The following is a 13,618-nucleotide window of genomic DNA, read 5'->3' on the forward strand; positions in this document are numbered from 1 at the left end:
CGTGCCGATGGTGGCTGCCAAGCCTGTACTCAACCAATCAGGTGCGCTCGAAGACGGCCGCGATTCCCTGTCCGCCTCCAATGAACATCGTGACCAGCGCATACCGACGCTGGACGCGATGCAACTCGTGCACGGCCTTGACGGTAAATAGCGCGCCCGTGGCCCCCGATCGGATGACTCATCGAGGTGCCGGAGCCATCGGGTGTGGCGAGGGCCATGGCGCGCCGGGTCAGGCGACGCGTCGGCGTTCCGCTGGCTGCATCAGGAAATCGCCGTAGCGCTCTCGCAACTGATTTTTCAGAATTTTCCCTGTTGCACCCAGCGGGATCTCGTCGATGAAGACCACATCGTCCGGCGTCCACCATTTCGCGATCTTGCCTTCATAAAAGGCGAGCAGTTCTTCCCGCGTCAAATCCGCTTGCCGTTTCGTGACGACGATCAGCAATGGACGCTCGTCCCACTTCGCGTGTTTCGCGGCAATGCACGCTGCCTGAGAGACTGCCGGGTGCGCCATCGCGATATTCTCCAGGTCGATGGAGCCGATCCATTCGCCACCCGACTTGATGACGTCCTTGCTGCGATCGGTGATTTGCATGAAACCATCGGCATCAATGGTCGCAACATCGCCGGTCGGAAACCATGCTTGTCCTTCGCCGTCGAACTGCAGCGGACTTTCCCCTTCGTTCCTGAAGTAGTCGCACACCACCGATGGCCCACGCACCAGCAGGTCACCAGAAGTCGCGCCGTCCCAGGGCAACTCCATGCCGTCCTGGCCAACGATTTTTATGTCGACACCAAACACCACACGGCCCTGCTTAGACTGCACGGCATGACGCTCTTCCAGGGACATCTTAAGGTGCCTGGCCTTCATGGTGCAGATGGTTCCCATAGGGCTCAGTTCAGTCATCCCCCAGGCGTGCAATACCGCTACACCGTAGGTTTCCTGGAACTTGCATAACATGGCCGGGGTGCAGGCCGCGCCACCAATGATGGTGCGTCTCATGCTCGAGAATGACTGGCCTGTTTCCTCAACATGACTTAGCAGGCTTTGCCAGACGGTCGGAACGCCAGCGGAGAGCGTAACCTGCTCGGCATCGAGCAGTTCATACAGTGATCTTCCGTCCAGAGCCGGCCCCGGAAATACAAGTTTGGCCCCGACCATGCACGCGATGTACGGAAGTCCCCACGCATTGACATGAAACATCGGCACGACGGGCAGGATCACGTCGCGCGCCGAACAGTTCAGCGCATCAGGCAGCGCCGCCGCATAGGTGTGCAGCATCGATGAGCGATGGCTGTACAGGACGCCTTTCGGGTTGCCCGTCGTGCCAGAGGTGTAGCAGAGCGTACTGGCGGCGTCCTCGTCGAGAACCGGCCAGGAGTAGTCGGACGAACTCTGCTGGATCAGCTCTTCATAGCACAGCAGGTTGTCAATGCCGGCGTCTTTTGGCATGTGGACGTAATCGGTCATGGCGATGAACGCCTTGACGGTCTTGCAGCGCTCGGCGACGGCCTTGATCAACGGCAGGAAGGTCAGGTCGAAGAAGATGTACTGGTCTTCGGCGTGATTCGCGATATAAGCGACCTGGTCTTCATGCAGACGAGGGTTGATGGTATGCAGAATGGCACCCATGCCGGAGACGCCGTAGTACAACTCCAGGTGACGGTAGCCATTCCATGCCAGCGTGCCGATCCGGTCGGAGGGTTTGACACCCAGGCTCGTCAGCGCGTTGGCCATCTGGCGAGCGCGACGGTGGCAGTCACGGAAAGTGTAGCGATGGATATCGCCCTCCACCCGCCGGGACACGATCTCTGTATCGCCATGATGGCGATCGGCATGCACAATGAGTGAGGAGATCAACAACTTCTTTTGCATCATCAAGCCATTCATGGCGTCGTTCCGTTCGTAATGTCTGTGATCGGGGAGCGGGCAGATGGCCGTACTCCTCTGTCCGGTTCCGCTTCAAGGACGCGAACCGAGACCCCGTGTTTCCCTCTCCTGGGTTTTTTGCGCTAAGACAACGGCTCTGGCAGCGGGAGAGATCGCGATGCGACACGGGCTGCGTGTTCGGTGCACGCAGCCGTCTTTTCGCCGCCTATGATCTGCGATGACCGGCCTGGTGCCGGAGTGCTGATATGGCCGGACCGTCTATTGCGTCTTGCGGCCGAAGCACTGAGTGTCACGAGGACCCCGGGGGATATCGGGAGTCTCCATGGATTTCAGATCAGTTGAATGCCGTGAGATCTTTCGGCTTGATGTCATGGTGCTCGCAGTAGGCAAGATAGCGGTTCAGCGAGGTCTTCCAGTTTTCGAGCGCGACGATGTTGTCGTTCCCGTCGAGGAACAGGAGATCGCCGTTCACCTGAACCAGCGTGAGCACATCTCCGTTTTTGCCTGCCTCGACGACTTCAAACGTGTGGGTCGATGCAGCGGTTTCGTACACGACGCTGCCAGGACCGGCGACCCAGTCGTGCTCCTCGTATTTCCACTTGCCTTCGATCGTGTAGACCATGACCGTACCGGTGTGGTGGTGCTTGGGCAGTTGCACGCCCGGTGGTGCCTTCATCATTACGATCCATTCACCCCGGATCGGGTCAAGCTTGAAGTATTTCACCAGGATCTGTTCTGAATAGGGCGTCAACGGTACCCACGGCAGCGATTCGCCATCGATGACTGCGGTGTCGATTTGTTCGTAAAGCATATCTGTCTCCATTGGTGTGGATGTGGTCGAAAATCGGAAAAACGTGTCAGGGGTGGCCCGCCCATCAGACACAGGCGGGCAACCCTGGAATTGCGGAGGGAGCCGGTCGGCTCAGGCCAGCGGGGCGCCCGAGAGGGTGGCGCGCAGCATCTTTCTTGGCGCATTGCCGTAGTCCGCCACGGCGTAGTGCTGAACCAGCAGGTTGTCCCACATGGCAACCGTGTTGGTTCTCCACTTCAGGCGTACCTGGTATTCCGGAATTGCGGCCTGGGAGGTCAGATAGTTCAACAGGTGATGCGCCTCCGGCATGAAGTCCTGACCGTACCGGATGTCCTCGAAGTTGTAGAAGTTCGAGAAATGGGTCGTGAAGACGGTGTTGACGAACAAGACCTTCTCGCCCGTCTCAGGATGGATGAGCACCACCGGGTGCTCGGCGGCGGGGTTCTTCGCGGCCATCGCGTGACGTTCTGCGATCGGCATCTGGGCGCCAAAGGCGTGCTCGGCATCGTGCTTGGCGTACAGGCCATCGATCCGTTGCTTGACGGCCGCGGGCAGGTTTTCATAAGCCATCACCATGTTGGACCAGATGGTGTCGCCGCCGGTCTCCGGGCTCAGTTCGCAGCGCAACACCGCTCCGCGGGGCGGAGCCTTCCGGAAAGTGACATCGGCATGCCAGATGTTTTCACGGCTGGATTTTTCGACGAAGCCCTGGGGCTTGCCCGGGTCGAGATTGCGGTAGAACACCAGCAGCTTGTCCGCCTCCGGATGGCTCGCGGCAAAGGGATGGGCTTCCAGTTCGGCGAATTGCGCGGCGAAGTTCTGTTGCTCCATCGGCGTAATGACCTGATCGCGGAAGAACAGCACCTTATGCTTCAGCCACAGCGCCCGGATTTCGGCAATGGCATCCGGATCGAGGGCGGCATCAGCGAGGCTGATATTGCTGAGTTCGGCGCCGATGGCGGGCGTGCAAAGCTCGACCTTGATCGAATGCTGGCGCACCGATGGCCGGACAATGGCCGGTGCCATGGGCGTGGCTTGTGAAATGGTGTCTTGGGTTACAGCGCTTGATGTCATTGAAGTCTCCAGTCTGTGTTTATGCGGCGGTGAGCCATGTGTGCGTCCGGCAGATGTAGCTGGCCTCTGTCATCACGGCAGGGCATCGCTTCATCGGTGCCACGGAAGTCATATTAGGCAGTGCGGCCGCGATGCTATTGATTTGGCGGGACAATTTCTTTGCACATTGGGACAGCAGGCCGGTTGCCGTGGCTAGTCCGAGGAAACTGTTTGCCTTAGACCAGCGCGGTGCCCGTGAGGGTGGCGCGCAGCATCTTTCTTGGCGCATTGCCGTAGTCCGCCACGGCGTAGTGCTGAACCTGCAGGTTGTCCCACATGGCGACCGTGTTGGTGCTCCATTTCAGGCGTACCTGGTATTCCGGAATCGCGGCCTGAGAGGTCAGATAGTTCAGCAGGTGATGCGCCTCCGGCATGAAGTCCTGGCCGTACCGGATGTCTTCGAAGTTGTAGAAATTCGAGAAATGAGTCGTGAACGTTGAGTTGACGAACAACACCTTTTCGCCCGTCTCGGGATGGGTGAGCACCACCGGGTGCTCGGCGGCGGGGTTCTTCGCGGCCATCGCGTGACGTTCTGTGACCGGCAACTGGGCGCCAAAGATGTGCTCGGCATTGTGCTGTGCGTACAGGCCGTCGATCCGTTGTTTGATGGTGTTGGGCAGCTTTTCGTAGGCCATCACCATGTTGGACCAGATGGTGTCGCCGCCGGTCTCCGGACCCAGTTCGCAACGCAACACCGCTCCGCGGGGCGGCGCCTTCTTGAAGGTGACATCGGCATGCCAGAGGTTTTCGCGGCTGACCTTCTCGACGTAGCTCTTTGGCTTGCCCGGGTCGAGATTGCGGTACAGCATCAGCAGCTTGTCCGCCTCCGGATGGCTCGGGGCAAGGGGATGGGCTTCCAGTCTGGCGAATTGCGCGGCGAAATTCTGTTGCTCCATCGGCGTAATGTGCTGATCGCGGAAGAACAGGACTTTATGCTTCAGCCACAGGGCCCTTATCTCGGCGATCGCGTCAGGGTCCAGCGCGGCATCAGCAAGGTTAATGTTGCTGAGTTCGGCGCCGATGGCGGGCGTGCAGATCTCCACCTTGATCGAATGCTGGCGCACCGATGGCCGGACAATGGCCGGTGCCACGGGCGCGGCTTGTGAAGAAGTGTTTTGGGGTTCGGCGGTTGCTGTCATTGATGTCTCAAATCTTCGCTTGTGCGGCGGCGAGCCATGTGTGCGTCCGGCAGATGTAGCTGGCCTCTGTCATCACGGCAGGGGCATCGTTTCGCCGGTGCCACGAGAGTCATACTAGGCAGTGCGGCCGCGATGGTATTGATTTGGCTGGACAATTTCTTTGCACATTGGGACGCGAGGCCAGGGCTAAGGCCTGGAAGGCCGATAGCGATAGCGCTTCCGTGCAGTCCAGTCGGTAAAGCCGGCAATCGCGGTAGCAGGCGGAATCTATAACGTCAGCAACGCGTAGAAGGTGCGTCTGGTTCGGGCAGTGTGGTGCCTTCCTACGGATGCAAGATGGGTCTGGCTGCTGCCCGGCTCTCCCGATATTGGGCGGCCCAATCCGAAGGTGTCTCGCCAAACTGGCCGCGGAACCAACGCGAGAAGTCGCCGGCAGAAGAAAAGCCGAGAAATTCGGCGACTTCATACAACTTGGGTTTGCCGTTCGTTAGATACTCCTCGGCGAGTTCAGCACGTACCGCATTGATGATCGTGGTGACACTCTCACCCTCCGCCGCGAGGTGCCGGTTAAGAGTGCGTCGATGCATGCCAAGATGCTGAGCAACCTGCTCGACCGAACACAGTCCGCCTGGCAGCAGCATCCTGACGATCTGGCGCGCCCGCTGCGTTGGCTCGTCGCGCAGGCTAGCCAACTGCATGTCCAGCAATCGTTTCATCTCGCGATTCAGCGCCGGGTCTGCCGCAGGGATGGGCAGGTCCAGGTCGCGGCCTCGGCAAACGATGGCATTGCATTCCTGTGAAAACTCGATAGCCGTGCCTAGCACGCGGTGGTGCACTACAAGACTGGCAGGGCGCTCGGGAGTGAAGGTGACCCCGACCGGCCGGAAGGTATCGCGGGTGAGAATTCTGAACGTCCGCAGTACGATGCCGGTCGACATTTCGATAGCTTGACGCGAGACGCCGTCTCCCCGCATATCCATGCCCACATGCAGCAGGACTATCTCGTCTGCATCGTCAAGCCACAATCGCACGCCGGCGTTGTGCAGTTGCACATAGCGGATGGAAGATTGCATTGCTGAACGCAGCGTGGGCTCTTCCTGGTACAACAGCGCCAGCATGCCGAGATTGGCCAGGCTTCTCTTTTCCGCGAGCAACAATCCGAAGGCTTCCTGACCGGACAGGCGTGCTGACTCCTCCAGCAGCCATCCCACCGAATCGGCACTGATCATCAGAGTCGGATCGTCGAGGACCGTGACCGGCAGCTTGGCCTTCTGCAGCATACGAAGCGGGTCGAGCCCCACCGATCGGGCGACGTGTTCATAGTCGGTAAGGCTGGCACTTCGCGTCAGGGTATGCATGGGACTGTCTCAATTCAAAGCAGATCTAGGGCGCCAACAGCCAGGCTGACGTTGCTGGGTTCGGGGCCGATGGCGGGCGTGCAAATCCCCACCTTGATCTTCATCGGTGCCGCGGGAGTCATGATAGGCAGTGCGGCCGCGATGCTATTGATTTGGAATGACAATTTCTTTGCATATTGGGACGCAAGGCCAGGACCCATGGCTGGAAAGCCGATAGCGATTACGCTCCGCTACAGTCCGGGCGGTAAAGCCGCAATCGCGGAAGCAGGCGGGGATCTATAACGTCAGGAATGTGCAGGGTGCGGCCAGTTCAGGCCGTGTGGCTACTTGGGATGACGAAGGGACGCGTCAAACGTCCTCGACGCTTTCCTACTTACGCGAGATGGGTCCGGCGGTCGCCTTGCTCTCTCGGTAATGGGCGGCCCAATCCGAGGGTGTCTTACCAAACTGCCCGCGGAACCAGCGAGAAAGTTCACAGGCAGAGGAAAAGCCGAGAAGTTCGGCGACTTCATACAACTTGCGTTCGCGGTTGGCTAGATACTCCTCGGCGAGTTCAGCCCGTACCGCATTGATGATCGTGGTGACACTCTCGCCCTCCGCCGCGAGGTGCCGGTTAAGGGTGCGTCGATGCATGCCAAGATGCTGGGCAACCCGATCGACCGAAAACAGTCCGCTTGGCAGCAGCATCCTGACGATCTGGCGCGTCCGCTGCACCGGCTCGTCGCGCAGGCTAGCCAACTGCATGTCCAGCAATCGTTTCATCTCGCGATTCAACGCCGGGTCTGCCGCAGGGATGGGCCTGTCCAGGTCGCGGCTGCGGCAAACGATGGCATTGCATTCCTGTGAAAACTCGATCGCTGTTCCCAGCACGCGGCGGTGCACGTCAAGGCTGGCGGGCCGCTCGTGGGTGAAACTGATCTTTGCCGGCCGGAAGGCGTCGTGGGCCAGCACTCTCAACGTCCGCAAGACGATCCCGGTTGTCATTTCGACAGCCTGGCGCCAGACGCCATGACCCTGCGTATTCACGCCTATATGCAGCAGCGCGACGTCGCCCGCATCGTCAAGCCGCAATTGCACGCCGGCGTTGTGCAGGCGCATATAGCGGGCGAAAAATTGCACTGCTGCGCGCAGCGTGGGCTCTTCCCGGATCGCCAGCGCCAGCATGCCCAGATTGCCCAGGCTTCTCGTTTCCGCGAGCAACAGGCCGAAGGCCTCTTTGCCGGACAGGCGGGCCGACTCCTCCAGCAGCCACCCCACCGAATCGGCACTGATCATCAGATTCGGATCGATGAGGACCTTGGGCGGCAGCTTGGCCATCCGCAGCATCGCAAACGGATCGAGCCCCACTGAATGGGCAACGTGCTCATAGTCGGTAAGGCTGGCACTTCGCGTCAGGGTATGCACCGACGTCTCCTGTCCCAAATGCTCAAGCTTATGTCCTAGGAAGTATAGGACGGAACTCATGTCAGAGATACCTTAGAGGCCAGGAAATACAACAGCTTGGAGACAGACAATGGATACAAGTGCTGCACTGCGCATCGATCAGCCGCTCGCCACATTGGGGCAAGTGGATGCCGACGACCCCGCCGCATTCAACCACTGCTTTGCCGAAGTCAACGGCATTCGCATGCATTACATCGACGAGGGGCAGGGCCCGCTCGTTATTCTGCTGCATGGTTTTCCCTACCTCTGGTACATGTGGCGGCGCCAGATCGGAGCCTTGGCCGCGGCCGGCTTTCGGGTCGTCGTCCCCGATCAACGGGGATTTGGGCAAACCGATCGGCCGGATGCCATTGAAGCCTACGACATGAGCCAGGCAGTCGGCGACATAGTTGGCTTGATGGCGGCCCTGGGTGAAACGTCCGCGGTGATCGTCGGACACGACCTGGGCGCATGGGTCGCTCAGGCGGCCGCCATGCTGAGGCCCGATCTGTTCCGCGGCCTCGTGATGCTCAATACTCCGGTGCCACCGCGCGGAAAGATCAGACCGACCGTGGGCTTGCAAGAAATGGCGAAGGGCCGGGTGTTCCACCACCTGTACTTCCAGCAGATCGGCAAGCCGGATCGCGAGTTGGCCAGCGATCCGCGCAAGACATTGCGTAGCATTTTCTACTCTGTCTCCGGCAGCGCCGTCGGCGCCGAGCGTTGGCGCCTGTTCATCGAAGCCGGTGAGCCCATTCTTAACTCCTTCACTGAGCCGAAGGAGTTCCCGTCGTGGTTGAGCGCACGGGCGATCGACTACTACGTCGACGAATACACGCGCACGGGATTTACCGGCGCCATTAACTACTACCGCTGTCGCGACCGGAACTGGGAAATCACCTCGTTTCTGGATGGCGCGGTCGTTCGCCAGCCGAGCATGTTCATCGGTGGCGCTGCCGACCCTTCATTCGAACCGGTTGAGATTCGCAGTATCTACCACCGGCTCGACATCTATCAACCCGGACTGCAGAAAAAGGTGCTGCTACCCGGCGTGGGCCATGCTGCGGCGGAAGAAAGCGTTGATAAGGTTAACGAACTGCTCCTGGAATTTCTCGAGCAGTTCAAGCGCTAGCGTCCAGGTTGTCCGGCTGCGATGCCCAGATCGGGGGCGTCCAGCGACAGCTTGCGCACAGGGCAGGTTTCACTTTCCCTCAGAGCCGCCAGGATGAAAGAGCGGCCGTGGGAAAGCCTGGCACACGCCGCCGCAGACGCCAGAGCTGAAAAGAGAGAGCTGCGCACAGACGGCATTTGCAGCAGCAATAACAGGAGACAGAATTGTGGCAGTGATTATGCAAGAAATAGCGTCCTATGACGATGAGCGCCCGCAGCGCATTCGCGGCTATGCATGGGTCATTTTTGCGCTGACATTCGGACTGCTCTTGTCCGACTATATGTCGCGGCAGGTGCTCAGCGCGGTCTTTCCGCAAATAAAGGCGGACTGGGGACTGTCCGACGCTCAGCTCGGAGCGCTCAGTGGCATTGTCTCGCTGGCTGTTGGCATTCTGGCATTCCCCATCTCGCTTGCGGCCGACCGATGGGGTCGTGTACGCAGCGTGACGATCATGGCGGCGATCTGGAGCGTCGCGACCTTGCTTTGCGGCCTATCGCACAACTACTTTACGTTGCTGTCGGCGCGCTTTCTGGTCGGTGTCGGCGAAGCCGCTTACGCCAGCGTTGGCATGGCCATTCTCATCAGCATGTTTCCCGCACGGCATACCTCCACGGTAGCAGGCGCATTTTTCGCGGGCGGCATGATCGGGTCAGTAATGGGGATCGGGTTTGGCGGTTCGCTGGCGAGCCACTTTGGTTGGCGCAGTGCGTTCGTTGGCATGGCAGTCTTTGGCATCGCGCTCACCGTGCTTTATATGATGGTCGCCAGTCCGGCGCGGATCGAAGGGAAGAAAGGCCAATCAACCGGCATCAGGCAAGCTGAATCGCTGGCGCCCGTCCGCGTCAGGCAAGTGCTGAAAGATCTGTTCTCCTCGCCGGCATTGATCTGCGTCTACATCGGCAGCGGGCTGCAGCTCTTCATCAGCGGTGGCCTGCTTGCATGGCTGCCGAGCTTTCTGAATCGGGTCTATGACATGCCACTGAGCAAGGCGGGCGGCGTCGCAGCAATCTTCGTCCTTTGCGGTGCATGTGGAATGCCCCTGTGCGGCGCACTGTCAGATCGCCTGGGACGTGATTCGCCGCGACGGAAAGTGCTCCTGGCGGTCACCTTTAACCTGACCTGCGGAGCATTGCTGTTCGCGGCATTTCAGTTTCCCGCCGGTTCAGCCCAGCTCACTCTCATCGCATTGGCGATGTTCTTTAGCGCGGGCGTGATGGGCCCGGCCGGTACGATGGTCGCGAATCTGACGCCCAAGGCGATTCACAGTACAGCCATGGCCACGCTCGCCCTAGCCTTGAACATTCTTGGGCTGGCGCCGGGTTCCTTTGTGACGGGCGCATTGGCAGACCGACTGGGCCTGGCGCCCGCCTTGCAACTATTGCCGCTCGCCAGTGTCGCGTCCGCCATCGTCCTGTTGATTGGCGTGCGTTATCTGCGCGGCGCGCGAGGCTATGGTGCAAATAGCTGATGCGGCCAAGATGTTTCGTGTAATTAAGGATGTCTTAATACAACCGAATGGACACGACAGCGTTTCAGATGGATGGCGCACTGGTGTCCTTAAGCGCGAGAGCGCAGACAAGCAGAACATCGGTTTTCATTTCGCGCCCCCCCGGTGCGAGGCGGCATACCTATCCAGCGTGATCGTCTCCGACAGTGCTGGCTCAGTTCGGCCGACATCGAGAACGTCGCGTGCCAGCATCCCGACCGCGAGTGCGGTGTGCATTGCCGCGCGGCATCACGAACCGCCGCAGCAGCTGGTCGCGAGAAGGCCGGGCAGCGCGTTCACCGTGGACGAACTGCTCGTCTTCTTTCACGGCCAGGCGGCGAAGGGGTGTAAGCCCGACGCGGTGGCGTTCGTCGAGTCGGTCCCGCTCGGCGCGACCGGCAAGGTGTCCAAGCACAGGTTGCGGGAGCGGTACGCGGATTACGACCACTCGGCCTGACACGCCGACGAAGCGGCAACGCATTTTCATACAAGCAACGACCAATAAGCCGCCGGATTCACCCGGAGGCCCCACGACCGGAGGAGAAAAAATGAAATCAACGTTGAAGTTAAAATTGAGTAGTGCCGCGGCGCTGGCGATGTTCGCCACCGCCGCCCACGCCCAATCATCGGTTACGCTCTACGGCGTAGTCGACACCGGCCTGCTGTATCAAAGCACATCGGCGGCGACGTTCCAGGCAACCGCCCGCAACCTGGGACACGTCTATCAACTCAAGGACGGCGGCATCTATTCGAGCTACTGGGGACTGAAGGGAAGCGAAGACATCGGCGGCGGCTACAAGATCAACTTCAAGCTGCAGGGCGTATTCAACACCACGAACGGCAAGTTTGGACTGTCCGATACGCCGGGTACGGCCGCGATCTTCAGCCAGTTCGCGACGATTGGGGCATCCGGCCCGTTCGGCACGATCGACGCCGGCCGCCAGATCATTCCAATGATCTACGCGATGTCGGAAACCGACGTCCGCGGCGCACAGTATTTCGGCAGTATTCTGACTGCGTGGTTGGGCGTGAATCAGGCGGCCGGCTGGCCGGGCACCAGCACGAACGCCCCGATCGGCGCCCTGTATGACAGCAATGCGCTGGTCTACAATTCGCCGAAATTCTATGGCGCCTCGCTCGCGCTCGAGTACGCGCCGGGCGGTGTTGCTGGCCAGTTCCAGGGCGGCACGCGCGAGTCGGCGGTGCTCAAGTATTCGAACTACGGTCTGAATCTCGCCGCCGTGTACTACAACGGGCATGACACCAATCCGTTTCCGCTGACCTATCCGGCAGCGCCGGCTGTGCCTGCGACGGGTCTGGCCAACAATCGCTTTTACTATTTCGGTGCGATGTACACGATCAGCGGGTTCTCGATATCCGCCTCGTACGGCATCGGCAAGAACCCGGCGAATACCAACACCGCGGACTTCGAAATGGCATCGGGCGGCCTGGGCTACCAGTTCAGTCCGCGCTTCAAGGTCACGTCCGGCTTCTACTACCTTAAGGACCGGAACCATTCGGCGAATCATTCGAGCGAAGTCGCAGTGGGCGCCGAATACAACCTGTCGCAGCGGACCAAGGCGTACGCGCAAGTCGGCTATGTCAACAACGATGGGACCATGAACCAGACGGTCGTCTATGGGGCTCCCGTCGCACCGGGCAAGTCCACCACCGCGGCGATGGCCGGCATCCGCCATACCTTCTGATTCGGCCAACCTTCAACCCACGACTAATGACGTGCACAGGCAGGGCCTTGGCATCAAATAACCGGAACGATAAGTCATGAGTACAGCGAAAAACTCGTTGCGCGAGATTGTCGAGCACTGGCTGGCCCCGGATCCGGCGAACGGGCTTCGGGTGACTGAGTTCCGCAATAGACGATCCAAACGGGAATGCTATGTGTGCGTCGAAACATTAACGGCGGCCGGTTCGGTTGCGATGTTCTTTTTTCGACACCAAGACAGCACGTGGCGCATATTCCCACCGAGTCGGGAACGGCCAGCAATGCGTGCCACCTAAAACGAACTTTTAACTCAACACACTAGCGTCGGGGAGTATTCAATGAAGAGTATCAAGACATTCAGGCTGGCTGTCGGAGCCGTAATCGTTGCAACATCCATGACCGCATGGTCCCAGACCAGCGACACGGCCAGTGCACCGGGTGCATCCGCAATGGCGGCGTCGGGTTCAGCGGCACCGGCCACAGGAAGAAAGGCGAATCGTACCCTGCGTCGGCAGGTCTATAGCGCCATCGCGCAGCACAAGGAGATCAGTGCCGGCAATATCAGCGTCATCGCAAAAGACGGCGCTGTAACGCTCAATGGCTCAGTCACGGACGCGTCCCAAGTGGGCACGGTCGCGGAGATCGCGAAGGGCGTTCCCGGAGTCACTTCGGTCACCAACAAGCTGACCGTGCAAAAACCATTTGGCGGCATGTAAGCAACGAGGTCTCGACACAGAACATCGTGTGGGTGACACCCGAGGGCGGCGGTGATTCGCATTATCCAAATATGTAAGTCGATAAGCGAGACACCAAGAACTGAAGCATGTTAACAGCCGCTTCGCGCTGGATTCGCGCAGGCGATCTCGGAGAACGACATCAGAAATCACGTGCTCGCGTTCAGTCAGACGAGACAGATATCGAAGTACGCGTGCCGCAGGTCGACGAGCGTGGGCAAATTGAACAAGAAGCGGCTACGCGAACGGTTCGCGTGATCGCACAAACGGAAAGCATCACCATGGGCATTATTGGATACAGCATGGCGACGATCGACGAGTTCGTCGGTCAGGAACTGGGTGTGTCGGACTGGGTCGTCGTCGACCAGGCACGCATCGACGCCTTCGCGCAATGCACGGGCGACACGCAGTGGATTCACTTGAACGAAGAACGCGCGAAACGCGAAAGCCCTTTCGGCGGAACCATCGCGCACGGCTATCTGACACTTTCGTTGCTGGCGACGCTCGCGATCGAAGTAGGCCTCATTCCGTCCGATGCGTCAGCCGGCTTGAACTACGGGCTCGACAAAGTGCGCTTCATGACGCCGGTCAAAGCCGGCGCCCGGGTGCGAAGCCGCGTGGTGCTGGCTTCGGTCGAAAGGAAGGGCGGTGGCCGGATCGTCGTCAAGACGGACAACGAACTGCAGATCGAAGGCGAAGACAAGCCCGCACTGATTGCGCAGACACTTGTGATGCTCGTCGCGTGACGGTCGCGCAGTCAGAGAAGGCAA

Annotated in this window: 12 protein-coding genes and 1 pseudogene; 6 read left to right on the forward strand and 7 right to left on the reverse strand. The window is 59.8% G+C overall.

Annotation, left to right across the window (positions count from 1 at the left end):
- Window positions 1–37: 37 nt before the first annotated feature.
- From AWB79_RS38225 to AWB79_RS13220, 7 genes and pseudogenes are all read right to left on the reverse strand, one after another.
- Window positions 38–215: pseudogene (locus AWB79_RS38225) on the reverse strand (acetyl-CoA C-acyltransferase); the annotation flags it as partial.
- 14 nt (window positions 216–229) lie between these two features.
- A complete protein-coding gene (locus tag AWB79_RS13190) occupies window positions 230–1,891 on the reverse strand; it encodes a 3-(methylthio)propionyl-CoA ligase (protein WP_061167881.1) in 1,662 nt (553 codons plus the stop codon).
- Between the two features lie 334 nt (window positions 1,892–2,225).
- Window positions 2,226–2,702, reverse strand: coding sequence for a 2,4'-dihydroxyacetophenone dioxygenase family protein (locus AWB79_RS13195; protein WP_061167882.1), 477 nt, complete (start codon window positions 2,700–2,702; stop codon window positions 2,226–2,228).
- Between the two features lie 111 nt (window positions 2,703–2,813).
- Window positions 2,814–3,776, reverse strand: a complete 963-nt coding sequence (locus tag AWB79_RS13200; RefSeq protein ID WP_061167883.1) for a TauD/TfdA dioxygenase family protein — start codon at window positions 3,774–3,776, stop codon at window positions 2,814–2,816.
- A 215-nt stretch (window positions 3,777–3,991) separates the two neighbouring features.
- Complete coding sequence (locus tag AWB79_RS13205) at window positions 3,992–4,954, reverse strand: TauD/TfdA dioxygenase family protein (protein WP_061167884.1); 963 nt, start codon at window positions 4,952–4,954, stop codon at window positions 3,992–3,994.
- A gap of 323 nt (window positions 4,955–5,277) precedes the next feature.
- On the reverse strand, window positions 5,278–6,312 hold the full coding sequence (locus AWB79_RS13210) for an AraC family transcriptional regulator (RefSeq protein WP_061167885.1): 1,035 nt from the start codon (window positions 6,310–6,312) through the stop codon (window positions 5,278–5,280).
- A 369-nt stretch (window positions 6,313–6,681) separates the two neighbouring features.
- A complete protein-coding gene (locus tag AWB79_RS13220; protein WP_061168046.1) occupies window positions 6,682–7,716 on the reverse strand; it encodes an AraC family transcriptional regulator in 1,035 nt (344 codons plus the stop codon).
- 109 nt (window positions 7,717–7,825) lie between these two features.
- On the opposite strand from AWB79_RS13220, the gene AWB79_RS13225 reads away from it, so the two are divergent.
- From AWB79_RS13225 to AWB79_RS13250, 6 genes are all read left to right on the forward strand, one after another.
- Window positions 7,826–8,866: an alpha/beta fold hydrolase gene (locus tag AWB79_RS13225; RefSeq protein WP_232470896.1), complete on the forward strand. Its 1,041-nt coding sequence runs from the start codon at window positions 7,826–7,828 to the stop codon at window positions 8,864–8,866.
- Between the two features lie 217 nt (window positions 8,867–9,083).
- Window positions 9,084–10,373, forward strand: a complete 1,290-nt coding sequence (locus tag AWB79_RS13230; protein ID WP_061168048.1) for an MFS transporter — start codon at window positions 9,084–9,086, stop codon at window positions 10,371–10,373.
- Window positions 10,357–10,848, forward strand: a complete 492-nt coding sequence (locus AWB79_RS13235; RefSeq protein WP_061167887.1) for an acyl-CoA synthetase family protein — start codon at window positions 10,357–10,359, stop codon at window positions 10,846–10,848. Before AWB79_RS13230 ends, AWB79_RS13235 begins: the two co-directional genes overlap by 17 nt.
- 103 nt (window positions 10,849–10,951) lie before the next feature.
- The gene (locus AWB79_RS13240) at window positions 10,952–12,097 is read left to right on the forward strand and encodes a porin (RefSeq protein WP_061168049.1); all 1,146 of its coding nucleotides are present in this window, start codon (window positions 10,952–10,954) and stop codon (window positions 12,095–12,097) included.
- Window positions 12,098–12,452: 355 nt separating this feature from the next.
- Window positions 12,453–12,830 carry a BON domain-containing protein gene (locus tag AWB79_RS13245; protein ID WP_061167888.1) on the forward strand — a complete coding sequence of 126 codons (378 nt, stop codon included), beginning with the start codon at window positions 12,453–12,455 and terminating at the stop codon, window positions 12,828–12,830.
- Window positions 12,831–13,129: 299 nt separating this feature from the next.
- Window positions 13,130–13,594 (forward strand): MaoC family dehydratase, encoded by a 465-nt coding sequence (locus tag AWB79_RS13250; RefSeq protein ID WP_061168050.1) that lies wholly within the window; start codon window positions 13,130–13,132, stop codon window positions 13,592–13,594.
- Window positions 13,595–13,618 lie beyond the last annotated feature (24 nt).

Source organism: Caballeronia hypogeia, assembly GCF_001544875.2.
GTDB lineage: Bacteria > Pseudomonadota > Gammaproteobacteria > Burkholderiales > Burkholderiaceae > Caballeronia > Caballeronia hypogeia.

Bases quoted from the DNA above. Each gene is read 5' to 3' on its own strand.
- AWB79_RS13190 (WP_061167881.1), bottom strand. From the start codon at position 1,891: ATGAATGGCTTGATGATGCAAAAGAAGTTGTTGATCTCCTCACTCATT.
- AWB79_RS13195 (WP_061167882.1), bottom strand. From the start codon at position 2,702: ATGCTTTACGAACAAATCGACACCGCAGTCATCGATGGCGAATCGCTG.
- AWB79_RS13200 (WP_061167883.1), bottom strand. From the start codon at position 3,776: ATGACATCAAGCGCTGTAACCCAAGACACCATTTCACAAGCCACGCCC.
- AWB79_RS13205 (WP_061167884.1), bottom strand. From the start codon at position 4,954: ATGACAGCAACCGCCGAACCCCAAAACACTTCTTCACAAGCCGCGCCC.
- AWB79_RS13210 (WP_061167885.1), bottom strand. From the start codon at position 6,312: ATGCATACCCTGACGCGAAGTGCCAGCCTTACCGACTATGAACACGTC.
- AWB79_RS13225 (WP_232470896.1), top strand. From the start codon at position 7,826: ATGGATACAAGTGCTGCACTGCGCATCGATCAGCCGCTCGCCACATTG.
- AWB79_RS13230 (WP_061168048.1), top strand. From the start codon at position 9,084: ATGCAAGAAATAGCGTCCTATGACGATGAGCGCCCGCAGCGCATTCGC.
- AWB79_RS13235 (WP_061167887.1), top strand. From the start codon at position 10,357: ATGGTGCAAATAGCTGATGCGGCCAAGATGTTTCGTGTAATTAAGGAT.
- AWB79_RS13245 (WP_061167888.1), top strand. From the start codon at position 12,453: ATGAAGAGTATCAAGACATTCAGGCTGGCTGTCGGAGCCGTAATCGTT.
- AWB79_RS13250 (WP_061168050.1), top strand. From the start codon at position 13,130: ATGGGCATTATTGGATACAGCATGGCGACGATCGACGAGTTCGTCGGT.